Below are 23,755 nucleotides of genomic sequence, written 5' to 3'. Positions count from 1 at the left end.
CCGGTGCGCGGACACGCGCATCGGCCTTTGCCGCCCGATTAATCCGTGTGCGAAGACTCAAACAGGCGGTCGCGCGATCCGGTCAGGTGCTGGAGCATCAGCTGGCGTGCCGCCTCTGCATCCCCATCGGCGATCGCCTTTGCGATTGCCTCATGCTCGGCAAAAACACGCGTCAGACCGGATGCCTCTCGCTTCACCGACATGCCGTGGAACTTCATTCCCACTGCAATATGGTCCTTCAGCGCTTCCATCGCGGTGGAGAAATAACTGTTTCGCGCCGCCCGCGCGATGGCAAGGTGGAACTGATAATCAGCGTCCTCGCGGTGAGACTGGCGATTGGTCGCGTCGCGCATCAGTTCGAGAGCCTTCCTGATCGCCGCAAGCCTTTCGCCATCGTGCCGCAATGCCGCTGCTGCGGCGGCGGCCGGCTCCAGCGTCAGCCTGAATTCGTAACAGTTGAGAAGATCAGCAACGTTTTCGAGTTGCCCGAAGCCAAGCGGTTCACGCAGACCGAAGGCCCGGACATAGCTGCCGGAGCCTCTGCGGGAATAGATGAAACCCTGCTCGCGCAGCCGCCGGAGCGCCTCGCGCACCACCGGTCGCGATACTTCGAATTCCATGGCGAGTTCGTGTTCGGTCGGCAGCCGCTCATCCGGCTTGTAAGCGCCGGATTTGATCGCCCGGTGCATTCTCTCGAAAATAATGTCCGGAAGTGCCTTGCGCGCCGTTTCTTTCATCAGCCCCATCTGGTCAGCTCTCTCCAGCGTCATTGTCGCCAAGCATCATTTTCGCGATCCGTTTCAACGTGTCAGCTTGCCCAAAACCGCCGGACTTCGCAATGATGCATTGGTCTCCGGACCAGCCGACGCCGAGACCCGGCAGGCATTCGCCGGCAAGACGCAAGCGTGAAATGCCCATGGCTCGCAGCACGGCTTCGGCCGTGGCTCCGCCCGACAACAGCAGTCTTACCGCTCCGGCGGTAAAATCCGGCACGACGCCTTCCGCCAGCCGGTCTGAAACCACAAGCGGTGACAGATTTTCCGCGCCCTGTGTCGCTTGAACCAGCGTCAGGCCGGCATCCTCATCGGCATGACTGGGCACCATACCATTCGGCGCCTCAACGATCGAGAAAGGTCCAACACTCCCAAGAACGTCAACCTGCTCCACCGTAATCGGATCGCGGGACCCGATGACAAAAAGCCCCTTGCCAGCTGGAACGGCCGCTGCCTCAGGGACAGTTTGGCCCGTCATCGCCTCAGCCAGCGCCTCGGCAAGCCCACGCGCGCCGACCAGAAGATCGGCCCCCTCCGCCTGCGCGGCGGCGAGAGCTTCCCTGATATCGCCCGTCGTTTGTGTATCCGGTATCGTGCAGCGGCCGGCGTGCCCGCCCAACCTTTCATGAACAGAAATGGCAATTTCGACGCCAAAGCCGGACACGGCTCCACCAGCAACGACACGGCCAAAATCCGGAATGGCGGGCGCGACAAGCGCGTGGCGATAGGAAATCGCATCCATTTCCGCTGCAATATGCCCCTTCAGGCGGGAATCGATTTTCTTGAAGAGAATTGTACCCGCCGGAACCAGCGCCAACAGTTCCTGCGTGCGGCGGCGGGCTTCATCCGCCTTGCCATCACGACAGCCGAGATTGACGCTGAGGACGGCAGGCGCATCCGCGAGCGCTGCACGCACACCGTCAAGCCCGATCGCAACCTCGGTCTCCAGCCCACGCCCGGCAAAGGGGGCGGCGGCGTCGAGCGCTCCGGTCAGATCATCGGCAAAAATCAGCAGCACCAACGAGGCCTTTATAAAAGTTGTAATGTTTTACATCGATAAATTTATTTATAATCAATAGATAATGGGATGTGAATAACAAAAATTGCAACACCGCATTTCGAATTGACCAAACGGCTGCGAAGACGCCCGCAGAGCGACAGCAGAATTCGGAAATAGTGACAGGGGATGTCAAACGCGGACCGCAGCCCCACATGGCTGGACGGGCAAAGATGACGAAGGCTGAGGTTGCTAGATGAACCGGAAGGGCAGGCCCGAGATGAGCGCTTTGACAAAACGTTTTTTCTGAAAGCGTCCGTTCAGCGATACCCGCGGCAACTGCGTCGGCTTTTCGAGGCTGTGGGGACCAATAACGCCGGCCTGCGTGGTCACGGCCGCAGAAAATCCTGCGTCGTGAACGGCTTTCGCTTCGCGTTCTCCCACCGCCCTTACCCAGCCATAGGGATAGGAAAAGGACCGTGGCCGATGGCCGGTATAGGCTTCCACCCGGCGCGCCGATTCTGCGATCTCATAAACCAGACGCGCCGCATCGATCTTGCGCATATTCACATGCGTCATGGTATGGGCGCCGAAATGAACCAGAGGATCTTTCGACAGCGTCCTGAGCTCATCCGTATCCATGACGAGTTCGTCCACGATCGCGATGGGTTCGACGCCATGTTGACTCGCGACACGGTCGATTCTTTCCACCGCCTCGTCTTCCGAAAAGTTCTGGACAAAATCTTCAAGCCGCGTGAATGCCTGCGCTTTCTGCGATGGGCTGGCGCATGCCACCTGCTCCGGCCCCGCCCCGAAATCGAATTCGAAAGACGAGACCTTCTGCGTCAGGGCAGCGGCGGTTTCCCACCAAAGGCTGCGTGTTCGCTCGACAAAGCCCGGCGTGATGAAAATCGTGTAGGGCACGGCATATTTGCGGAAGATCGGCGCTGCATACTCGGCATTATTGCGATAGCCATCATCCAGCGTGAAGGCGCAGAATGATCGACCTTCGTGGTTATCGGCTAGCAGAGACGGCAGATCGTGCAGATGGACCGGAACGAGGCCACATTCGAGCGCAGCCTGTATCGCCTCTTCCAGAAATTGCGGCGTAACTGACAATTGAACGTTCGGAGCAAAGGCCGAAACAGCCCTGCCCGGGCGCACATGGTGAAGTGTAAAAATCACACCACACCCGGCAAAGGACGAAAACGCCGACCGGACAGGCGGGAAAGAACTCACTTCCAACCCCGCCCTTATGGCCCCATATTTTACGAGGCGTTTGAACGGCGGTAAAAATCCCGTCTTCGATTGCCCTGACGCCAGACCGGGCAGGATGCGTTTTTTCATGACCCTCAAGACTGTCAGCGGCAGATCGATCAGGCCCGGCAAGGGATCGTTCAGCGCAAAGGAGGCCCAGCTGCGTATCTTGCCGAAAGAGGCGAAATAGTCTCCAATCCTCGTCTGCCCCCTCGTGGCCAGGGTGAAAGCCGCAACGGTATCGCGGACGAGATAGGACCAGGAAACGCCCTGCCGCGCGCTGGCGGGCTGAGCTGTCGGTTCGTCATTCGCGACCCGCCACAGCAAAGCACCAAGATCGACGCCCGCGGCCGAACAGAGGCCGAACCACGACCATGGGCGCGGATTGACATCGAGAAGTTTCAACTCGCCATCCCGGCCGTCGAGCTTGAACTCGACCTCGACAAGCCCGCTATGGCCTGCGGATTTCAGCATTTTTCGAGCCGCATCGATCGCTTGCCCATTATCGACAACCTCGACACGGGTGCTGGTATAACCGAAATCGACGGGATATTGCCGGGCGCGCCGAGCTGTGAATTCGGCCACCGGCTCTCCATTGAGCCACAGTGCCGCGTAGGAAAACTGGCTTTCTCCGCCGCCGGGAATGAGTTCCTGCACAACGACGTTGCCAGCGCCGATCTCTCCACTCGCATCGGCGAAAGCGGTCTTCAGCGCCTGGCGATCATTCGCCCGGATCACTTTCGCCCGGGCAATCGTGGTATCACCGCCCCCCATGTTGGGCTTGAGAATGACGGGAAACATCACATCCAGCGCATCGATGTCGGCGTCCGATGTCAATGCATAGGTCCGGGGAATGCTGACGCCAAGCTCCGCCGCACGCTTGTAAAGCAGCGGTTTTTCACACAGCCATTGCAGAGCCGCCCAATCCGGCAGAACGATTTTGTAAAGACCGGAAAGCTCCTCACGGTGCTGCGAAATGAGCTGGACCTCGCCATCGCCGGACGGCACCAGCAGACAGCCCTTCAAACCGTGCTTCTCGGCCATTTGACGCAGGAACACGATTGCCCCGGCATCATGCGGGCCAGCCCAGCGAATTGTTTGCCGCACGAAGCGTGACCAGCCCGGCAAGGGGGAATCGTGGGTAAGATAATGGACGGGCACATTCAGGGCGCCAAGGCTGCGCGCAAGGGCAAGCGTGCCGTGAGCGCCGCCGACAATAACAACACCTGGAATGGTCAAAGCCTGATCCCCGTCCTATTCCATATCTTGATCGCAAAAATTGATAAATAAATTCGATATTTCGAAAGTATTGAGCGGAGAGATATCGAATGGCGCGCAAGGCCAAAGCGCCTGTGCTCTTTATTCCTTCGGCAGGCGCTTTGGCGTTGCTTTGAAAAGACGGCGACCTTCAAGCCCCTTTGCGGACGGGGCGCGGCTCACCATTGTCATCCACCGCGACCATGATGAAGACGGCCTCCGTCACCTTTTCGCGTGAATCCTGATAATGCCTGCGGGTCCAGGCTTCTATCTTGAGCGTGACGGAGGTGCGGCCGATCTTTTCGATCCTGGTATAGACGCACAATGTATCGCCGATCTTGACCGGCTTCTTGAAGACGATCTCATTGACTGCCACGGTGACGGTGCGGCCGCCGGCCACATCATTGGCGCGAACGAAAGCGGCAAGGTCCATCTGCGACATGACCCAGCCGCCGAAAATATCACCGGCCGGGTTGGCGTCGGCGGGCATTGCAAGCGTTCTGAGCGTGAGTTCCATGTCGGCGGGCGGTTGCTGGTCCATGTCTCAAAATCCTTTCACAAACCTCCCGCTGCCGGACTTAAACAACCGCGCCCTATCCGCCAATAGCCGATTTTTCGCGGCAGCCCTTCCAAAACAGCAAGGAATCACAGGGCCATCGTAAGCTTCGGTTAACCATGATGGGGCACGATTCCAAAAAACGCGAGGGCGTGCGAATGGCCTATGACTGGAGTGGAAACAACACAATACAGCAGCGCTACGACCGCATCGTCCTGGCGGTTGCAAGCGTCGTCGCCATCAGCCTGGCGACAGGCACACTTGCCCTGCGCTCGCAGGTGGAGCCGGAAGCCACGATAAGCCTCGTCAAACAGCAACGGCTCGCTTCAGACAGCTGGCATTTGCGGCTCTGATCCGCTCCCATCAGGCTCCCAGCCCGACGATCTACTGCGGAGCACTATCGGGCCTGGAAATATTTTCCTTCGGAAAGGTGTGGTCGAGATGGGCCACTTGAGGCGTGAGGATCGACAGGAATGTTTCCGACCGGCCGATATAGATGATCGCCGCGCCATCGATCCCATTCAAAACCTCCGCCAGCGTATCCTGCGTCTGTTTTTCGAGCCCTTCCAGCAAATCGTCGATCACGAGGAATTTCGGCTTCAAAAGCAGGGCATTGGCAACACGGATGCTGGCCTGCTCATCCGAATCCAGTTTCTTGTCCCAACGGATATTTTCATCGAGACGTGAGGCCATTTCTCCAAGCCCGCATGCGGTGAGCGCCGCGAGATAATCCGCATCTGTAAACCGCTGCGGCGCGCGCGGATAGGCGAGGATTTCGCGCAGCGAACCCGACGGCAGATAGCCGTGCTGGGCGATGAAAAGCGTGTCGGATTGTTCGGGCATCTCGATCCTGCCCTGCCCCCAGGGCCAGAGCCCCGCCATGGCCGCAAACAGCAGCCGCCTGTTCACGCCCTGCTCGCCGTTTATCATCAGCCGTTCGCCCGACCCGACCTCGATCTCAGCCTCGCGCAGCCTGAACCCACGCTCCATATCCTGCCCGCCCGCATCACGGCAGATCGTGACCGACTGCAGACGGACCTTTTCATTTTCTGCGCTGCGTTGCAGATCGATCGTAAGGCCGTGCTGTTCAACGCTGTCCATCTGGATAAGGGCGTTTCGGAAGACGGAAACGCGCTGCAATGTCGCCTTCCAGCTGGCGATAGGGCCGAAATTGTCGATATACCAGCGCAGCGCCGTATTGACCTGGTTGAAGGCGCCGACGGCCATCATCAGCCCGCCGAAGGTGAGGTTGCCGGAAAAATAGACCGGCGCCGCGATCAGGATCGGCGCCACCACCGCCAGCCAGCCATACCCTGCCGAGACCCATGTGAGATGCGTCAGCGCCATGGCAAGGCCCCGGATGACGCCAAGCACCGCATCAATATCGATACCGATCCGCCGCCTTTCGTTCTTCTCACCACGTGCAAGCGCAATGGCGGCAAGGTTTTCGCTCGCCCGCATCAATGAAAAACGCAATTCCGCTTCTTTGGAATAACGTTCGGCATTCAGCCCGACCAGCCGATAACCGACGAGATTGCTGAGAAGCGAGGCGGAACCGGCATAAAAGATCGCCGCCCAGACCATATAGCCGGGAATAGCATAAGTATCGCCGCTGATGGTGATGGTGAAACCGGCCGAGAGCGACCAGAGGACGCCGATAAAGCTGACGAGCAGAATCGTCGCATTCACGAGACCGATGGAAAGCGCCGTACTGCTTTCCGCAAGGTTGCGGACATCGTCATGCAGACGCTGATCCGGGTTGATGGCGATCGTGCCGAAACCGGCAAGACGGGCGGCGCGACCCGGTTTCAGCCATTGATCCACCATATCCTTGGCAAGACCTTCGCGCATGTTCAGCGCCGTCATCTGGTTCAGCCAGGTCTGGATGACGTTGAGGAGAAGCAGCAGTCCCGCGATGATGGCGAAGACCTCGAGCTGATGAATGAAGGCATCGAGATCGCGCCGTTCCAGCGCATTGTAAAACGGCGCATTCCATTCATTGAGCCTGATCTGCCCATAGGCCGTGAGTAATATAACCGTGAGCAGCGCGATCGACAGCAAAATCAGCCGGGTGCGTACCGGCGATGTCCAGAAGGCGCGCCCCATCATCCGCAGCTGGGCGGGAAAATCGAGATCGAAACCCGAAAGATTAGCCGCGCTTTTGCGCTGATCGTCGGTCACGGTTGTTGCCATTCATTCCATTCCGAAACGTCAGTCGGCAAAGAAAGCGGGTCGCGATTCTGCGCCTTGCGATGCCAAGCAATAACATGCTGTTTAACCTTGTCCACAATCCCGGCGAAATCTCCGCGACGGTGATTGAAAAGCCCGGGCAATTCTTCGTTCGGGCAAACATCGTGGTCTCAGCCAACAATGCGATTGCCCCCGGAAATGATCCTTGCTTTCTTTTCCTGCATTGCACAAAATCCGAATAATTTCAGAGGGGCGGACAAACCGCATAAACCGGAAAAACCGGGCAAGGCAGATTAATGGCGATCAAAGCGAGCATTTATCATCTGACGCATTATAAATATGACAACCCGGTTCGACTTGGACCACAGATCATAAGACTAAAGCCCGCCTCGCACTCCAGAACCCGCGTCATCAGCCATTCGCTCAAGGTTTCACCCTCCAATCACTTCGTGAACCTTCAGCAGGACCCCTACGGCAACTACCTCGCCCGTTTCGTTTTTCCCGAACCGGCCACTGAATTTAAGATCGAGGTCGATCTTGTCGCCGATATGACGGTTTACAATCCGTTTGATTTCTTCGTTGAGGAGGAAGCGACAAAGTGGCCCTTCGATTATCCGCAGGAATTGCGTGACGATCTCTCCATCTACATGAAGCCGGAACCGACCGGCCCGCTGCTCGCCGCCTTCATGGCCACCGTCGACCACACACCGGGGCAACCGACTGTGGACATGGTCGTTGGCCTCAATGCCCGCCTGCAACAGGAGATCGGTTACGTCATCCGCATGGAACCCGGCGTCCAGACGCCTGAGGAAACGCTCGCCTCCGGCAAGGGGTCGTGCCGCGATACAAGCTGGCTGCTCGTGCAGGTCCTGAGACATCTTGGCCTCGCAGCCCGCTTCGTGTCGGGATACCTCATCCAGCTGACGCCAGACCTCAAGGCGCTGGATGGCCCATCCGGCACCGAGGTGGATTTTACCGATCTTCACGCCTGGGCGGAAGTCTATATGCCTGGCGCCGGCTGGATCGGCCTCGACCCCACCTCCGGTCTTCTGACCGGCGAAAGCCATATTCCGCTGGCGGCAACGCCGCATTACCGCAATGCCGCACCGATTTCCGGTGGCTATTATGGCCATGCCAACACGGAATTCGCCTTCGACATGCAGGTCCGCCGGGTTGCCGAAACGCCGCGCATCACCAAGCCTTTTTCGGATGAAAGCTGGGAGGAACTCAATGCGCTCGGCCAGGAGGTCGATGAGGTTCTGAATAGCCATGACGTCCGCCTGACGATGGGCGGCGAGCCGACCTTTGTTTCCATCGACGATTTCGAATCCGACGAGTGGAACACCGGCGCGGTCGGGCCGACAAAGCGCGAAAAGGCCGACGCCCTGATCCGCCGCCTGCGTGAGCGTTTCGCGCCGGGCGGCTTTTTGCACTACGGACAGGGAAAATGGTATCCGGGCGAAAGCCTGCCCCGCTGGACCTTCTCGCTCTATTGGCGCAAGGATGGCCTGCCGATCTGGCAGAACCCGGCGCTGATCGCCGAAGAGGGCGCCAATACAGGCGTCAAGGCGGAAGATGCGCAGAAACTGCTGGACGGCATAGCCAGCCACCTCGGCATCGAGCCGGAGCTGGTGCTGCCGGCCTATGAGGATCCGGCCGAATGGATCATCAAGGAAGGCAGCCTTCCCGACAATGTCGACCCGTCCAATTCCAAACTGAAAGACCCGGAAGAGCGAAACCGCATTGCCCGCGTCTTCGAGCGTGGACTGACGACACCGACCGGCTATATTCTTCCCGTTCAGGCGTGGAATGCACGCGCCGCCGGCAAGCGCTGGATCAGCGAAAAATGGAAAACGCGACGCGGTAAAATATTCCTCGTTCCCGGTGACAGCCCGGTGGGTTACCGCCTGCCGCTCGGCACGCTGCCTCATGTGCCGCCATCCGCCTATCCTTATATTCACGAGGCCGACCCTTCGATCCCGAGAGGACCGCTTCCCGATGTCCTGACACCATCGGGCCGCGCCATGCCTGAGGCTTCCTTCCAGGCGAGCGAGGGGGCGGGACAGGAGCGCATCGAGCAGACGCTGGGTGAAATCGGCGGCGCGGTGCGCACTGCCCTGTCCGTCGAGCCGCGCGATGGCCGGCTCTGTGTCTTCATGCCGCCCGTCGAGCGCATCGAGGATTATCTGGAACTGATCGCCGCTGCCGAAACGGCAGCAACCGATCTCGGATTGCCCGTCCATATCGAAGGTTATGCGCCGCCCCATGACGAGCGTATCAATGTCATCCGCGTCGCGCCCGATCCCGGTGTCATCGAAGTCAACATCCACCCCGCCGCGGGCTGGAAGGACTGTGTCGATATCACCACGGCCGTCTATGAAGAAGCGCGCCAGTCGCGTCTCGGCGCCGACAAGTTCATGATCGACGGCCGCCACACCGGCACCGGCGGCGGCAACCATGTGGTGGTTGGTGGGGCGAACCCCAATGACAGCCCTTTTCTGCGCCGTCCTGACCTTCTGAAGAGTCTCGTCCTGCACTGGCAGCGACATCCATCGCTCTCCTACCTCTTTTCCGGCCTGTTCATCGGCCCGACAAGTCAGGCGCCGCGCATCGACGAGGCGCGCCACGACAGCCTCTACGAGCTGGAAATCGCGATTGCGCAGGTGCCCGCCCCCGGCGAGGGCGTGCCGCCGCTGCCATGGCTGGTCGACCGCCTGTTCCGCAACCTGCTGACAGACGTGACCGGCAATACCCACCGCGCCGAAATCTGCATCGACAAACTGTTTTCGCCTGACGGGCCGACCGGTCGCCTCGGCCTTGTGGAGTTTCGCGGTTTCGAAATGCCGCCGAACGCACGCATGTCGCTTGCCCAACAATTGCTGATACGCGCCCTCATTGCCCGTTTCTGGAAAAATCCGGCCGCCGGCAAATTCGTGCGCTGGGGCACGGCGCTCGCCGATCGTTTCATGCTGCCGCATCATATCTGGGCGGATTTTCTGGATGTGCTCGCCGATCTCCGGGAAAACGGCTTCGACGTGAAACCGGAATGGTTCACCGCCCAGCAGGAATTCCGCTTCCCCTTCTTCGGCGAAGTGGAATATGAGGGCGCGAAACTTGAGTTGCGCCAGGCGCTGGAGCCCTGGCATGTGATGGGCGAACAGGGCGCCATTGGCGGCACCGTGCGTTTTGTCGACAGCTCCGTTGAGCGCCTGCAGGTGCGGCTGGAAACCTCCAATCCCACCCGCTACACCGTGGCGTGCAACGGCCGCGCCGTTCCACTGACGCAGACGGAAAACCGCAGCGTCGCGGTTGCCGGTGTCCGCTTCAAGGCATGGCAGCCCGCCTCCGGCCTGCATCCCGTTCTACCCGTCAATTCACCCTTGACCTTTGACATTTATGATACATGGTCGAGGCGATCGATCGGCGGATGCATCTACCATGTTGCTCATCCGGGCGGGCGCAATTACGAGACCTTTCCCGTCAACGGCAATGAGGCCGAGGCACGCCGCCTCGCCCGTTTCGAACCATGGGGACATACGGCAGGGCAATATCCGTTACAGGTGGAAACCGTGTCGCCAGAATTTCCGCTGACGCTTGATCTGCGTCGGCCTTACGGAGTGTAAATTGTCCAAAGCCCCGGCAACGGAACGCAAAACGGAAACGAGCGCGCAACCGCGCGGGCTTGAATATTCCCCCTTGCCGGGCGTCGCCGACGAAATGCTCGATACCAACGGCAAGGTGAGGCCGGTCTGGAAAACCCTGCTCGACGCCCTGTCGCGCATGTCGGAACGGGAGCTGCATGAGCGCTTCGCCCGCACCGACCGCTATCTGCGCGATGCCGGCGTGTTCTACCGCGATTACGGCAAGGGCAGCAGCGAAAGAAACTGGCCGATCTCCCATATTCCCGTGCTGATCGACGACAGGGAATGGACCGTCCTTTCCGAAGGTCTGAAACAGCGCGCTGACCTTCTGGAAGCCATGGTCGCCGATTTCTACGGCGAAAACCGGCTGGTGAAGGAAGGTTACGTGCCGCCGGCGCTGATCGCCTCCAATCCGGAATATCTGCGGCCCATGGTCGGCGTGAAACCGGCGAGCGGCCATTATCTGCATTTCTGCTCGTTTGAAATCGGCCGCGGGCCCGATGGAAACTGGTGGGTGCTGGCCGACCGGACGCAGGCGCCTTCCGGTGCGGGTTTCGCGCTCGAAAACCGGGTGGCGACCACCCGCGCACTGTCCGACATCTATGCGGAAACCCATGTGCATCGTCTGGCTTCGTTTTTCGGCGCTTTCCGCGATACGCTGCAGGCGCACCGCAAACATCCTGATGACCGGATCGCGGTGCTGACGCCCGGCCCCGCCAACGAGACCTATTTCGAACACGCCTATATCGCCCGTTATCTCGGCTTCATGCTACTGGAGGGCGAGGATCTGACCGTCGTCAACGGCCGTGTCATGGTCAGAACCGTCGCCGGGCTGAAACCGGTCGGTGTTCTCTGGCGGCGTCTGGACGCTTCCTATTCCGATCCGCTGGAACTCAACCAGCAATCCCATATCGGCACGCCGGGCATGGTGCAGGCGCTGCGCAATGAAGCGCTCACCATCGTCAACGCGCTTGGCAGCGGCATTCTCGAAACGCGAGCGCTGCTCGCGTTCATGCCGCGTATCTGCCGCCACATTCTCGGTGAAGAACTGAAGCTGCCCTCCATCGCCACATGGTGGTGCGGGCAGGAGGCCGAGCGCCGCCATGTTGCCGGCAATATTGAAGGTATGGTCATCGGCCCCGCCTATTCGCGGATGCCGTTCTTTGATGATAACGGCCAATCCGTCCTCGGCTCTTCGCTGCGTGAAACGGCGAAGGAATCGATCAGCGACTGGCTCGCCTCCGATGGTCACAAGCTGGTGGGTCAGGAAGTGGTGAAGCTTTCAACCACCCCCGCTTATATTGACAACAAGCTCGTGCCGCGCCCGATGAGCCTTCGTGTTTTTGCCGCCCGCACCCAGGACGGCTGGCAGATCATGCCGGGTGGCTTCGCACGGATTGGAAGCGGCGACGACGTTTCCGCAATCGCCATGCAATCGGGCGGCAGCGCGGCGGATGTCTGGATCGTCAGCGACAAGCCGGTGGAACGCACCACGCTTCTGCCGGCGGAAGAAAGCTTCACCCGAAACATGCCGGGAAGCCTGCCGAGCCGTGCGGCCGACAATCTCTTCTGGCTTGGCCGCTATATCGAGCGTTCGGAAGGCGCCCTGCGTATCCTGCGTGCCTGGCACGGCCGTTATGCCGAATCCGCTGATCCGCGCCAGCCGCTGCTCGCCCATGTGACGCGCTATCTCGAAGCGCTGGACGTGGAGATGAACGATGCCGTGCCGGAAAGCCTGCTGAACAACATCAACAGCGCGCTTTATTCCGCCAGCAATATCCGCGACCGCTTTTCGCCTGACGGATGGCTGGCGTTGAACGACCTTGCCAAGACCGCCCGCCGCTTCCACGCGAAGGTGGCCCCCGGCGATGACGCCACCCATGCCATGACGATCCTCTTGCGCAAGCTTGCGGGCTTTGCCGGTCTCGTGCACGAAAACATGTATCGCTTCACCGGCTGGCGTTTCCTGTCGATTGGCCGTTATCTCGAACGCGGCCTGCACATGACACGTCTTCTCGGCCATATGACCGGCCCGGACGCGCCTGACGGTTCCTATGACATGCTGCTCGAAATCGGCGACAGCGTCATGACCCATCGCCGCCGCTACAATGTCAGCACGGCCGGCCTGACCGTGACCGATCTTCTGGCGCTCGACCCGCTCAATCCTCGTTCGATCCTGTTCCAGCTGAACGAGATCCGCACCGAGGTGGAGCAGCTTCCGAACGCCTTCGTCAATGGCCAGATGTCGCCCTTCTACCGCGAGGCGATGCGCCTGCATTCCGGGCTGGCGGTCATGACGCCTGAAAACATGAACGGCGCGATCTATCGTCAGCTCGAAACCGATATGGAACATCTCTCCGATGTTCTTGCACGGACCTATCTTGGATAATCCTATGCTCTACGACCTTTCCCTGCATATGGGTTATACCTACGACACGCCGGCCCACGGCGCGCGCCACATCATCCGTGTCCTGCCGCTCTCCATTCCCGGCCGGCAGCGGCTTGTCGCCGGTTCCATCGATGTTTCACCGACGCCGGAAGAACGTGTCGCCTTCGATGATTTCTTTCATCAATCGGCCACCTCGGTGCATCTTCGCGCTCCGCATGAAAAGCTCGACATCCGCATGCAGGCCCGCGTGATGGTGGAGGCACAGGCGCTGACGGCGGATTTCTCTCCAGAGCTTTACCGCCTGCCGCAGGAGCTTGCCGATGTCTGGTCACTCGATTTCCAGTCGCCGCACCATTTCATTGGCGCAAGCCCGAGGATTGGAATGGACGCGGCGATATCCGCCTATGCGCGGGAATTGCTGAAACCCGGAATGACCATTCGCGAAATCGCGCTTTCTCTGTGCAAACGCATCCACAGGGATTTCACCTATGATGGCGAGGCGACGACCGTGGATACGACGCCATCGGAAGCTTTCAAGCTGAAGCGCGGCGTGTGTCAGGATTTCTCGCATATCATGATCATGGCGCTGCGCAGCCTCGGCATTCCCGCCGGATACGTCAGCGGCTTCCTGCGTACCATTCCCCCACCGGGCAAGGAACGGCTGGAAGGGGCCGATGCCATGCATGCCTGGGTTCGTATCTGGTGCGGCGAGGCAACCGGTTATCTGGAGCTTGATCCCACCAATGATATCGTCGCGGGAAGCGACCACATCGTCGTCGGTTATGGCCGGGATTATTCCGATGTCGCCCCGGTGATCGGTGTCTTGAAGAGCTATGGCAACCAGCAGATAAAACAGGCCGTCGACGTCATCCCCGTCCAATAATGACACGATGTGTATTATTGCGGCCATCGTGCGAAACAATTCTTGAAAATACTTTGAAACCTGCACCAAATTGAACGCTGCGTAAAATTGAACCGGTCACGTTAGCGGATTCTACATCGTTTGCGGGTTTCCTGCGCTCAATCGAATATTCTAATCGTTGAGCACCACTATGACCGCCTCCACACATCAAAAAAAGAAGTACCGTTTTCTTGCTGATACCAGCGGCAATTTCGGTATGATGACGGCCATATTGCTGCCAGTGTTGCTGGGTGTTGCCGGCGCTGGCATGGAGCTTGCGAACGTCATGCAGGCGAAAGCAGACATGCAGAATACGGCGGATTCTGCGGCTCTTGCAGCGGCCACCGAGGCCCGCCTGAAAAAAGGCGAACTGAGCGACGAACAGCTCAAGGAGATCGCCAAGGCCTTTATTGCAGCTCAGATGGAAAAGCCCCTGACCGAGCAGGAGAAAAAGGAGCTGGAGCAAAACTCTCCAACCAACATCACGACAACTGAAAATAAGCGCGGCAAGACATACACGGTCGAGACCACGATCAACCGCCGCATAAATCTCAATCCGATGCTTGGATTCCTTGGAGCAAGTACGCTCAACCTTTCGGTAACGGGCACTGCAAAAAGCACCGTCGACAAGGGCGCGCCGATCTCCATGTATCTTGCGCTCGACCGCTCGGGATCGATGTCTTTCAAGACAGATACCATCAATACCGCGAAAAAATCGTGCCCGAACTATACTTCAAGCAATTGGGGCAAGAGCGAAGCGCAGGTCACATCCAGTCCATGCTATGTCAACAAGGCCACGTCGCTCAAAACCGCCGTCGGGTTCCTCGTCGCAACATTGAACAAGGCTGACCCGACCTATACCGCTAGCGGCGGTTCCGAACTCGTTCGCACGGGCGCCTCGGTTTATACGCACGAGACCTATGCGGCCCAGTCCATCAGCTGGGGTACGAGCAGCGTGGTCAGCTACGTGGACAAGCAAATCCCGGAGTTTCCGACCGGCGGCACGGATGCCCGCAGCAGCCTGACTGCCGCCTATAATGCCCTTAAAAAATCTAACCCCGATGAAGCGAAAGCACATAAAACACAGGGTAACGAATCCTTCGAGCGCTATATCGTTCTCATGACCGATGGCGAAATGACGGGAAACAGCGCCTCTTGGAATTCCAGCATCGACCAGTCGGTACGCACCACCTGCGAGACCGCCAAGAAAGACGGAATCAAGATTTTCAGCGTCGCCTTCATGGCGCCGGACAAGGGCAAATCGCTGCTGCAATATTGCGCCTCCAGCGCCGATAATTATTACGCGCCCGAGAATATGGAGCAGATCGTGACCGCATTTGGTGAAATCGCCCGCAAGGCCGCAGGCAGCATAGCTACGCTCACCAACTGACAAGCGCACAAGGAAGCCCCGGGGGACGGCATTGCTTCGGGGCTGATGTCGCCAGACTGCATGGCTGGCAAGACACGCATGGCAGGTGACAGCGGCAGCGGCCCGTGGCATAGGAGGGCCGCTCCCATTCACAGGCCCTGTCATGATCCGCATCGAAAATATCAGCAAGTCGAACAGTCACCGCATTCTCTACATCGAGGCCTCCGCCGCGCTCAATCGCGGCGAGAAGATCGGCCTTGTCGGTCCGAACGGCGCTGGAAAGACCACGCTGTTCCGGATGATAACGGGTGAAGAGCAGCCCGATGAGGGCCAGGTCGTTGTCGAGAAGGGCATGACGGTCGGTTATTTCGATCAGGACGTCGGTGAAATGTCCGGCCGCTCTGCCGTTGCCGAAGTCATGGAAGGCGCAGGCCCGGTCAGTGAAGTGGCGGCGGAGCTTCGGGAACTGGAAGCAGCCATGTCCGATCCCGACCGGATGGACGAGATGGACGCCATCATCGAACGTTACGGTGAAGTGCAGGCGCGGTACGAAGAGCTGGACGGCTACGCGCTGGAAGGCCGTGCGCGTGAGGTGCTGGACGGGCTGAGCTTCAGCCAGGAGATGATGGACGGCGATGTTTCCAAGCTTTCCGGCGGCTGGAAGATGCGCGTGGCGCTTGCCCGCATTCTTCTCATGCGCCCGGATGTGATGCTGCTCGACGAACCCTCGAACCATCTCGATCTTGAAAGCCTGATCTGGCTCGAGGATTTCCTGAAGAATTATGACGGCGCGCTGCTGATGACCTCGCATGACCGCGAATTCATGAACCGCATCGTCACCAAGATCATCGAAATCGATGCCGGCAACCTCACCACCTATTCCGGTGATTACGGCTTTTACGAACAGCAGCGCGCGCAGAACGAAAAGCAGCAGCAGGCGCAGTTCGAACGCCAGCAGGCCATGCTCGCCAAGGAAATCAAGTTCATCGAACGCTTCAAGGCCCGCGCTTCGCACGCCTCGCAGGTGCAGAGCCGTGTGAAGAAACTCGAGAAGATCGACCGCGTCGAGCCGCCTAAACGACGTCAAACGGTTGCTTTCGAATTCGCGCCGGCGCCTCGCTCAGGCGAAGATGTCGTGGCGCTCAAGAAGGTGAATAAGGCCTATGGCAGCCGCACGATCTATGGTGAGCTGGACTTCATGGTGCGGCGCAAGGAACGCTGGTGCATCATGGGCGTCAACGGCGCTGGAAAATCAACGCTGCTGAAGCTGGTGACGGGCACGGCGGAACCGGATTCCGGCAATGTCACCCTCGGCGCCAGCGTCAAGCTTGGCTACTTCGCCCAGCACGCCATGGATGTGCTTGATGGCGACAGCACCATTCTTGAATGGCTGGAGGAGCGTTTTCCGAAGGCGGGTCAAGCGCCGTTGCGCGCCCTTGCCGGCTGTTTCGGCTTTTCCGGCGACGACGTGGAAAAACGCTGCCGTGTTCTTTCCGGCGGTGAAAAAGCCCGCCTCGTCATGGCAGCCATGCTGTTCGATCCGCCGAACTTCCTCGTGCTGGACGAGCCGACGAACCACCTTGATCTCGACACCAAAGAAATGCTGATCAAGGCCCTGTCGGGTTATGAAGGCACGATGCTGTTCGTTTCGCACGATCGCCATTTCCTGGCTGCGCTCTCGAACCGGGTGCTGGAACTGACGCCTGATGGTATTCACCAATATGGCGGCGGCTATACCGAATATGTCGAAAGCACGGGACAGGAAGCACCGGGTCTTCGCAGCTAAGCTGCCTGCCGGACGCACCCCGCCCTGTAACGGCAGCTTTCGTTTGGAGACTGGAGAAACAGATGCGGATCGTGGTCTACAGCGCCAAACCCTATGACAGGCAGTTCCTTGACGCCGCCGCGCGCCCTGGCATGCGGATGCAATATTGCGACGCACGCCTGTCTCTTGAGACGGTGGCGCTGGCGGAGGGAGCGGCGGCGATCTGCGCCTTCGTTAATGACGACCTCTCACGATCCGTACTCGAGAAACTGGCGGAAATGGGGGTTCGGCTCATCGCCCTGCGCTGCGCCGGTTTCAATCAGGTCGATCTCGCCATTGCCGAAAAGCTCGGCCTGACCATTGCGCGCGTGCCGGCCTATTCCCCCTATGCGGTCGCCGAACACACCATGGCGCTCATCCTGTCGCTCAACCGCAAGATCCACCGCGCCTATAACCGTGTCCGCGAAGGAAACTTCGCCCTCGATGGCCTGCTTGGCTTTGATCTTCACGGCAAGACCATCGGCATTGTCGGTACGGGCAAGATCGGGGCGATTTTCGCACGCATTGCGGCAGGCTTCGGCTGCCGTCTCGTCGGCCACGATCTCCGGCCCAATCCCGATTGCGAGGCGCTGGGCATGGCCTACGTCACGCGCGAGGAACTGTTCCAGACATCGGACATTGTGGCGCTGATGTGCCCGCTGACACCGGAGACCCGTCACCTCATTCGCAGGGAGACACTGCCGCGGCTGAAAAAGGGCGTGATGCTCGTCAATACCAGCCGCGGCGCCATCATCGACACGCAGGCAGCGATTGCCGGTCTGAAAGACGGCACGATCGGCAGCCTCGGCATCGATGTCTATGAAGAAGAAGCCGATCTCTTTTTCGAGGACCTTTCCAACGACGTGCTGCGCGATGACGTTTTCGCCCGATTGCTGACCTTCCCCAATGTCCTGGTGACCGGCCATCAGGGCTTCTTCACGCAGGAAGCCCTCACGAACATCGCGGACACCACGATCGGCAATATCGAGAGCTTTTTCAGAACCGGTAGAGCTTTGCATGCTGTTTCCACCGAGCAGTTTGCCGGCCCAGCCTAGTGTCTCCGGCCAGAGTCGGGAAGATTTTTAATGCCATCCTGCGCGACTTCGGCATGAAAGCGGGTAAAATTGGTATGATCATTGAGTTTTATTGAAATTCATCATACATATTTGACAGGCTCCACGCCTGCCTCGATTTTAATGCATGGTGACCGACGTGCCTGAACAGCAAAAACAGCGCAGCAAATCCTCCGGTTCTCTGGTCAGTAGAGTTAGCCTCAGTCTGAGAAACGCGATCGCCTCAGGGCAATACGGACCCGGTGACCGCTTGCCCAGCGAAATCGAGATGACGGAAACCCATGGTGTCAGCCGCACCGTCGTGCGCGAGGCGGTCACGGCGCTACGCTGCGACGGGTTGGTGGAGGTTCGCCAGGGGGCAGGCATTTTTGTGCTGAAGCGCGAAAAGGAAGCTTCACCCACGCCCGGTATCGACCGCGCCCGTCTCTCTTCCGATCTGGAAGTGCTGGAAATCAGGACGCCGCTCGAAATCGAAGCGGCGGGGCTCGCCGCCCTTCGCCGCTCGCCATCGCAGGAGGAGGCGATTTTCGACTGTCACGCCCGGCTTCTGCAATGTATCGAAGAGAACCGTTCCATTCGCGAAGCCGATCTCGCGCTGCATCTGGCCATTGCGGCCGCCACCAACAACCCGCTTTTCACGCAGTTCCTCGAACTGCACGGCCAGGCCGTTATTCCACAATCGCGCGTGGTTTCCGAAACCGGCGAGAGCGACCAGACAGCTTACCGGCGATTGATCCACAAGGAACATGAAGCCATCGTCATCGCCATATCGGACCGAAACGAGCAGGTCGCGAAACTGGCGATGCAGGCGCATCTGCGCGGCAGCCAGCACCGCTACCGCGACATGATGCGCGACCTGCGCGGCATCGCGCACAGCTAAGGGATTTCGAGTAGAACTGGGTCCTAGCTTTATGCTCTGAAGGGCGCGGTCAGGAACTACGGCGCTTCCCGCAAATCCGCACCCCAGACCTCGATCTGCGTCAGTGCGGGAAAGGGCGAAGGATCATCCGCTTTCTTGAGATCATGTAGGCGGATCCACTCCACCCGGCGCGGGGCGACTGGAAAACTCTGTGCGACCCCGGTTTTTTGCAGGGAAAAGCTCGCGCTTTCACCATCGGAAAAAGTGACGCTCGCTTTCTCCCACCAGGCATCATGGGGGAAATCCGCTCTCAGATAAAAGGTCAGCTGGTCGATGAGGACCGCACGACCGAATACCAGCGTCAACGAGGCTTCAGGATCGCGGTTGATGCCCCAGCTGGTATAGGGCCAGAAACCATGACCGGCGCTCGCCTTTTCGCCATCAATGACGTTGCGAGCCGCAAAGGCCGGCTCCCCACGCGTTTCGGTGCTCGCATAGACATGCGGAAACAGCGAGGTGTTTTCATGATCGTCAAACGGGTTCAGGGCCAGATTCCTTCGAACTCCAATCTCGCCGGCAAGTGTGCGGCGGGCAGCAATCCGGTGAAGGTTACCGCTGAAGGCCTGCGGCGGATAGGATTTGCGTTTCGCCGCGGACGGAACGGGCAGGATGAATTCGTTTCCGTGCAAGAAAACCAGCGTCGGCGGCATGCCGGCATCGAGCGCGAGCCAGATGTGACCGGGCTGCGAAACCGCGACAACAAGCCTGTCGCCCTCGCAATATTCCGCGCGATAGACAAGCAAAGCTTCGTCCTCCGCCCCGGCCTCCGCCAGAACATCGCCCACCGCATTGACGACCTTGAGTGTAAGCTTCATCGGCACTTCCTTAACTGATCGTCACGCACAGACGTTTGGCTTTGATTGGGATGAGGATGCGATAGATCACCGGCGGCCAGGACTGGCGAAGGCGGGCATCGTTGACTGTGATGGCCTTGATGGCGGGTTCTCCTGCGCCTTCGCAGGCGATCTCTCCAAGCCCCGCAAAGATCAGGCCACCCGGCGTGACGGCAGGCTTTTCCGCAACCATCAGCGACAGAACCGCCTCCCGGCCGCCCTGATAGTCGTCAACGACCTCCACATGACTGCCACGCAGCAGTCGGACGCGGCGACGATAGTGTTCAACACCTGCCAAGGCAGGATAGGCTCCGGCTATATCGAAGGAGACTTCCGCCTGCTCTTCAGAGAATTCGGTCACAAAATCTCTTGCAGCAAACTCTGCCCCGGCGACCTGCATAACGCCGGCGAAGGTCGGCAGATTGTGAAACGCCGACTGCATCGTCCAGATGTCATAGCGCTGCGGAGAGAAGGTTTTTGCGGTGTAGGTTTCCACCCCGACATCGATGATAAACGGCCGGCCGTTCTTATAAAGCGTGAAGCTGCCGACATCGTTGTGGTTATGGCTCTCGCCATTATGGCCCGCCTTCACGGCGAGATCGAAAACCCCGTCCCGGGCAATCGCCAGACCGATGCCGGGGTAGGCGATGTCGGTCGTCGCAGGTTCTGCAGGCAAAAGCGCTGACAATTGCGGAATGGAGAGAACCGCCTGGACCCGATACCAGAGGTTCCACTCCTTGTGCATAAGCCGGTCCGACGAGCGGTTCCAGCAGGCGGCAGCAAAAACCTGGAGTGACGGCGAAGAAACGGCCTTGCCGAAAAGATATTCCCGCACGCCGGACGTCTCGATCTTCGCCGGCGCATCGGCGAAGTTGAAAAACCTATCTCCCGCCACATGCATGTTGGCGATGAATTCGGCCATGTTGCGAAGCTTCGGCGCATGAAAAAGCGGCTCCATGGAGCCGGGCGCGCAGGCGTCGATAATGCTCATCGCCCCGAACATACATAGTGCTGCATGGCCATAATAAAGAACGCCCTCCTCGCAGGCGCCGTCTTCCGCGTAATCCTTCTGAAACGCATCGAGACTCTTGAGCGCCTTTTCGATGACCGAACGTCTCGTCGGCTGGTCAGTGGGAGATAGCATGGTCGAGAGAAGAACATTCTGGGTGATCCAGGCCGTCCAGTTGTTCATTCGCTCGTCGCCATTCCCCATCCACCAGAAATGCCGGGCTAGATAGGGTTTTGTTATACGCTGATCGATCGCGGCGCGGACCCGCGAAACGAGATTTGTATTTGCCCGCTCCAGCTCCGGTGCGAGCAAATGCAGGCACACGGCGAGGTTGGCGCCCGTTTCAGCAGCAAACAGGTCTATCACCGGATTTTGCGGATCGGGCAGAGGATCTCGTGGGCCGCCGCGAATATGGGAGTTATGGGCGGGCAATTGCCAGCCGCTCTCTTCGCATATCAGCCAGAGACCATCGATGATGGCATCGAGAAAACGGCCCTGCCCTTCGGCGCATTCCCCCAGAACCAGCGCATTCAGCTTCAGTCGCCGGGAAAAATAAAGCGCCTCGAAACGATCGCGATTGCCAGTACGGCTATATTCCCGGTAATCGCCCGCCAGAATGACCGACCACGGCTCGCCAAGCGCCTTTTCCGCCGCCTCGACGAGGCTGCGGCAAACCGTATCCGGCGCTGAAGACCGTATTTTTTCCACCGTCAGTTCCACACCGAAATCGGCGAGCCCTTCGGGCAGGAGCCGCATCATTTCGACAAACACGCCCTCAAACCTCCCGCGCGTTCCGCAATCCGATATGCGGCTCCTATCATACGTATTTCTAGAAAACCAGAAAATTTGTCTGACTTTATGCAAAGTTGTTTGACCAATATTGATATTGTGTTATCCAGAGCGCGGGAGGCGGCAGGGTGAAGACCACGGCCGCAATGGAAAATGCAGCAGCCAAGACCGATGACGCGGTGAAACGGCAGCAATGGGAGGTAGGCTGTGGCAATCGCAACCACGACCATGTCCGACAAGCAGGCGGTTCCTTATCGCAGGAAAAAAGTCCGGATCGTCTCCAAGCGGCGGCGCGGAATAGAAAATGCGCTCGTCGCCTATTCCTTCATCGCACCCAATTTTCTCGGCTTTGCGATTTTCACGCTCGGACCGATCCTCTTCGCCTTTGCGCTGGCCTTCATGCACTGGGACGGCTCCAATGCGATGCGTTTTGCCGGTCTCGATAACTTCTGGCGGCTTTTCGAAGACAGGGCCTTCATCGCGGCCTTCTGGAACACGGTCATCTACACCGTTGCATCAGTGCCGGCGACACTCGCCTGCGCGCTGGGGCTTGCTATCCTGCTCAACCAGAAAATCTTCGGCCGCAATTTCTTTCGCACCGCGATGTTCTTTCCCTATGTCGCATCGCTGGTTGCGGTGGCTGTCGTCTGGAACATGATTTTCAATCCGGAAATGGGTCCGGTCAACATGCTGCTTTATACGCTCGGCCTTGATCCCGCCGATATGCCGGGATGGGCGGCGGACCGGCACTGGGCCATGGTCACGGTCATTCTCTTCGGCGTGTGGAAGAGCATGGGCTATTACATGGTCATCTATCTCGCCGGGCTGCAGGGCATCAATTCGGAGCTTTACGAAGCCGCAGGGCTGGATGGCGCCAATGCCTGGCAGAAATTCATCCACGTCACCCTGCCGCAGCTTGCGCCGACGACCTTTTTCGTCACCGTGATGCTGACGATCCAGTCCTTCAAGGTTTTCGATCAGGTCTACATGATCACGCAGGGCGGCCCCGGCACCTCGACGCTCGTTCTCGTCTACCACATCTACAATGAGGCGTTCATTTCCTGGGATCTCGGCTATTCCAGCATGATCGCGCTCGTCCTGTTCTTCCTCGTTCTTGCTGTCACCATCGTCCAGTTCAAACGGCAGCGGGAGGATTGATCCATGCGCATCATGGGCCGGAAAATCCCCGCCGCCACGATCGGCATCTATCTGACGGTCATCGTCGTCACCATCGTCATGCTTTTGCCCTTCGCATGGATGCTGTCGGCCTCGCTGAAGCTCAGCCGCGATGTCTTCGCGTTCCCGATCGAATGGATACCCTCTCAGCCGCGCTGGGAGAACTACGTTGAAATCTGGACGAAAATCCCGCTGGCGCTCTTCATCTACAATACGTCGAAGCTGACGATCATCGTCACGGTGCTGCAATTGCTGACATCGAGCTTTGCGGCCTATGCCTTCGCAAAGCTGCATTTTCCCTACAAGAATACGCTGTTTCTCGGTTATATCGCCACCATCGCCATGCCCTGGCAGGTCTATATGGTGCCGCAATTCCTGCTCATGCGCGAATTCGGCCTCAACAATACCCATCTCGCTTTGATTTTCCTGCAGGCCTTCACCGCCTTCGGCGTTTTCCTGATGCGGCAGTTCTACATGTCTATCCCGAACGAACTCTGCGAAGCGGCCCGCATCGACGGCATGAACGAGTACCAGATCTGGGCAAAGATCATGCTGCCGCTCTCCAAACCGGCGCTTTCCACATTGACGATCTTCACCTTCGTCACGACCTGGAACGACTTTCTCGGGCCGATGATCTATCTCACCAAGACCGAGCTGAAGACCATCCAGATCGGTCTTCGCATGTTCATTTCGCAATATTCGGCCGAATACGGGTTGATCATGGCCGCCTCGGTCGTGGCGCTCATCCCGGTTCTCGTCGTTTTCCTGGCATTGCAGCGCTTCTTCGTCGAAGGCGTCGCCTCCACTGGCCTCAAGGGTTGA

Annotated in this window: 17 protein-coding genes; 10 read left to right on the top strand and 7 right to left on the bottom strand. The window is 59.0% G+C overall.

Annotation, left to right across the window (positions count from 1 at the left end; translation table 11 throughout):
• Positions 1-38 precede the first annotated feature (38 nt).
• The 4 genes from CFB10_RS21625 to CFB10_RS21610 form a co-directional block, all read right to left on the bottom strand.
• Positions 39-746 carry a FadR/GntR family transcriptional regulator gene (locus CFB10_RS21625; protein ID WP_003506041.1) on the bottom strand — a complete coding sequence of 236 codons (708 nt, stop codon included), beginning with the start codon at positions 744-746 and terminating at the stop codon, positions 39-41.
• 4 nt (positions 747-750) lie between these two features.
• The gene (locus CFB10_RS21620; protein WP_026363386.1) at positions 751-1,791 is read right to left on the bottom strand and encodes a four-carbon acid sugar kinase family protein; all 1,041 of its coding nucleotides are present in this window, start codon (positions 1,789-1,791) and stop codon (positions 751-753) included.
• Between the two features lie 231 nt (positions 1,792-2,022).
• Positions 2,023-4,266: a polysaccharide deacetylase family protein gene (locus CFB10_RS21615; protein WP_026363387.1), complete on the bottom strand. Its 2,244-nt coding sequence runs from the start codon at positions 4,264-4,266 to the stop codon at positions 2,023-2,025.
• Positions 4,267-4,435: 169 nt separating this feature from the next.
• Positions 4,436-4,825 (bottom strand): acyl-CoA thioesterase, encoded by a 390-nt coding sequence (locus tag CFB10_RS21610; protein ID WP_020009134.1) that lies wholly within the window; start codon positions 4,823-4,825, stop codon positions 4,436-4,438.
• 173 nt (positions 4,826-4,998) lie between these two features.
• On the opposite strand from CFB10_RS21610, the gene CFB10_RS21605 reads away from it, so the two are divergent.
• Entirely contained in the window at positions 4,999-5,193 is a 195-nt protein-coding gene (locus CFB10_RS21605; protein ID WP_026363388.1) for a hypothetical protein, read from the top strand.
• Between the two features lie 31 nt (positions 5,194-5,224).
• On the opposite strand, the gene CFB10_RS21600 is transcribed toward CFB10_RS21605, so the two are convergent.
• Entirely contained in the window at positions 5,225-7,033 is a 1,809-nt protein-coding gene (locus CFB10_RS21600) for an ABC transporter ATP-binding protein/permease (protein WP_020009136.1), read from the bottom strand.
• Positions 7,034-7,326: 293 nt separating this feature from the next.
• Between CFB10_RS21600 and CFB10_RS21590 the strand changes: the two genes are divergently transcribed.
• The 7 genes from CFB10_RS21590 (at position 7,327) to CFB10_RS21560 (ending at position 19,087) form a co-directional block, all read left to right on the top strand.
• Positions 7,327-10,653, top strand: a complete 3,327-nt coding sequence (locus CFB10_RS21590; RefSeq protein WP_020009138.1) for a DUF2126 domain-containing protein — start codon at positions 7,327-7,329, stop codon at positions 10,651-10,653.
• A 1-nt stretch (position 10,654) separates the two neighbouring features.
• Positions 10,655-13,060, top strand: coding sequence for a circularly permuted type 2 ATP-grasp protein (locus CFB10_RS21585; protein WP_020009139.1), 2,406 nt, complete (start codon positions 10,655-10,657; stop codon positions 13,058-13,060).
• 4 nt (positions 13,061-13,064) lie between these two features.
• Positions 13,065-13,943 carry a transglutaminase family protein gene (locus tag CFB10_RS21580; RefSeq protein WP_020009140.1) on the top strand — a complete coding sequence of 293 codons (879 nt, stop codon included), beginning with the start codon at positions 13,065-13,067 and terminating at the stop codon, positions 13,941-13,943.
• 169 nt (positions 13,944-14,112) lie between these two features.
• Entirely contained in the window at positions 14,113-15,351 is a 1,239-nt protein-coding gene (locus tag CFB10_RS21575) for a TadE/TadG family type IV pilus assembly protein (protein WP_020009141.1), read from the top strand.
• A gap of 142 nt (positions 15,352-15,493) precedes the next feature.
• The gene (locus tag CFB10_RS21570) at positions 15,494-17,116 is read left to right on the top strand and encodes an ABC-F family ATP-binding cassette domain-containing protein (protein ID WP_003506023.1); all 1,623 of its coding nucleotides are present in this window, start codon (positions 15,494-15,496) and stop codon (positions 17,114-17,116) included.
• Positions 17,117-17,178: 62 nt separating this feature from the next.
• The gene (locus CFB10_RS21565; RefSeq protein ID WP_020009142.1) at positions 17,179-18,189 is read left to right on the top strand and encodes a 2-hydroxyacid dehydrogenase; all 1,011 of its coding nucleotides are present in this window, start codon (positions 17,179-17,181) and stop codon (positions 18,187-18,189) included.
• Positions 18,190-18,334: 145 nt separating this feature from the next.
• A complete protein-coding gene (locus CFB10_RS21560) occupies positions 18,335-19,087 on the top strand; it encodes a FadR/GntR family transcriptional regulator (protein WP_026363389.1) in 753 nt (250 codons plus the stop codon).
• Positions 19,088-19,143: 56 nt separating this feature from the next.
• On the opposite strand, the gene CFB10_RS21555 is transcribed toward CFB10_RS21560, so the two are convergent.
• Positions 19,144-19,941, bottom strand: a complete 798-nt coding sequence (locus tag CFB10_RS21555) for a hypothetical protein (RefSeq protein ID WP_020009144.1) — start codon at positions 19,939-19,941, stop codon at positions 19,144-19,146.
• A 10-nt stretch (positions 19,942-19,951) separates the two neighbouring features.
• Entirely contained in the window at positions 19,952-21,739 is a 1,788-nt protein-coding gene (locus CFB10_RS21550) for a heparinase II/III family protein (protein WP_020009145.1), read from the bottom strand.
• A gap of 246 nt (positions 21,740-21,985) precedes the next feature.
• Here CFB10_RS21550 and CFB10_RS21545 point away from each other — a divergent pair, with 246 nt between their 5' ends.
• Both CFB10_RS21545 and CFB10_RS21540 read left to right on the top strand, forming a co-directional pair.
• Positions 21,986-22,915, top strand: coding sequence for an ABC transporter permease subunit (locus CFB10_RS21545; protein ID WP_020009146.1), 930 nt, complete (start codon positions 21,986-21,988; stop codon positions 22,913-22,915).
• Between the two features lie 3 nt (positions 22,916-22,918).
• Positions 22,919-23,755, top strand: a complete 837-nt coding sequence (locus tag CFB10_RS21540; protein WP_020009147.1) for a carbohydrate ABC transporter permease — start codon at positions 22,919-22,921, stop codon at positions 23,753-23,755.

This window comes from Agrobacterium sp. 719_389 (genome assembly GCF_900188475.1).
Taxonomy (GTDB): Bacteria; Pseudomonadota; Alphaproteobacteria; order Rhizobiales; family Rhizobiaceae; genus Agrobacterium; species Agrobacterium radiobacter.
This window is presented reverse-complemented; position numbering and strand designations above follow the sequence as displayed.

Excerpts from the sequence above, each read along its gene's own strand:
- CFB10_RS21555 (WP_020009144.1), bottom strand. The coding sequence starts at position 19,941 with ATGAAGCTTACACTCAAGGTCGTCAATGCGGTGGGCGATGTTCTGGCG.
- CFB10_RS21625 (WP_003506041.1), bottom strand. The coding sequence starts at position 746 with ATGGGGCTGATGAAAGAAACGGCGCGCAAGGCACTTCCGGACATTATT.
- CFB10_RS21575 (WP_020009141.1), top strand. The coding sequence starts at position 14,113 with ATGACCGCCTCCACACATCAAAAAAAGAAGTACCGTTTTCTTGCTGAT.
- CFB10_RS21560 (WP_026363389.1), top strand. The coding sequence starts at position 18,335 with ATGGTGACCGACGTGCCTGAACAGCAAAAACAGCGCAGCAAATCCTCC.
- CFB10_RS21610 (WP_020009134.1), bottom strand. The coding sequence starts at position 4,825 with ATGGACCAGCAACCGCCCGCCGACATGGAACTCACGCTCAGAACGCTT.
- CFB10_RS21600 (WP_020009136.1), bottom strand. The coding sequence starts at position 7,033 with ATGGCAACAACCGTGACCGACGATCAGCGCAAAAGCGCGGCTAATCTT.
- CFB10_RS21605 (WP_026363388.1), top strand. The coding sequence starts at position 4,999 with ATGGCCTATGACTGGAGTGGAAACAACACAATACAGCAGCGCTACGAC.
- CFB10_RS21570 (WP_003506023.1), top strand. The coding sequence starts at position 15,494 with ATGATCCGCATCGAAAATATCAGCAAGTCGAACAGTCACCGCATTCTC.
- CFB10_RS21540 (WP_020009147.1), top strand. The coding sequence starts at position 22,919 with ATGCGCATCATGGGCCGGAAAATCCCCGCCGCCACGATCGGCATCTAT.
- CFB10_RS21545 (WP_020009146.1), top strand. The coding sequence starts at position 21,986 with ATGTCCGACAAGCAGGCGGTTCCTTATCGCAGGAAAAAAGTCCGGATC.
- CFB10_RS21565 (WP_020009142.1), top strand. The coding sequence starts at position 17,179 with ATGCGGATCGTGGTCTACAGCGCCAAACCCTATGACAGGCAGTTCCTT.
- CFB10_RS21580 (WP_020009140.1), top strand. The coding sequence starts at position 13,065 with ATGCTCTACGACCTTTCCCTGCATATGGGTTATACCTACGACACGCCG.
- CFB10_RS21590 (WP_020009138.1), top strand. The coding sequence starts at position 7,327 with ATGGCGATCAAAGCGAGCATTTATCATCTGACGCATTATAAATATGAC.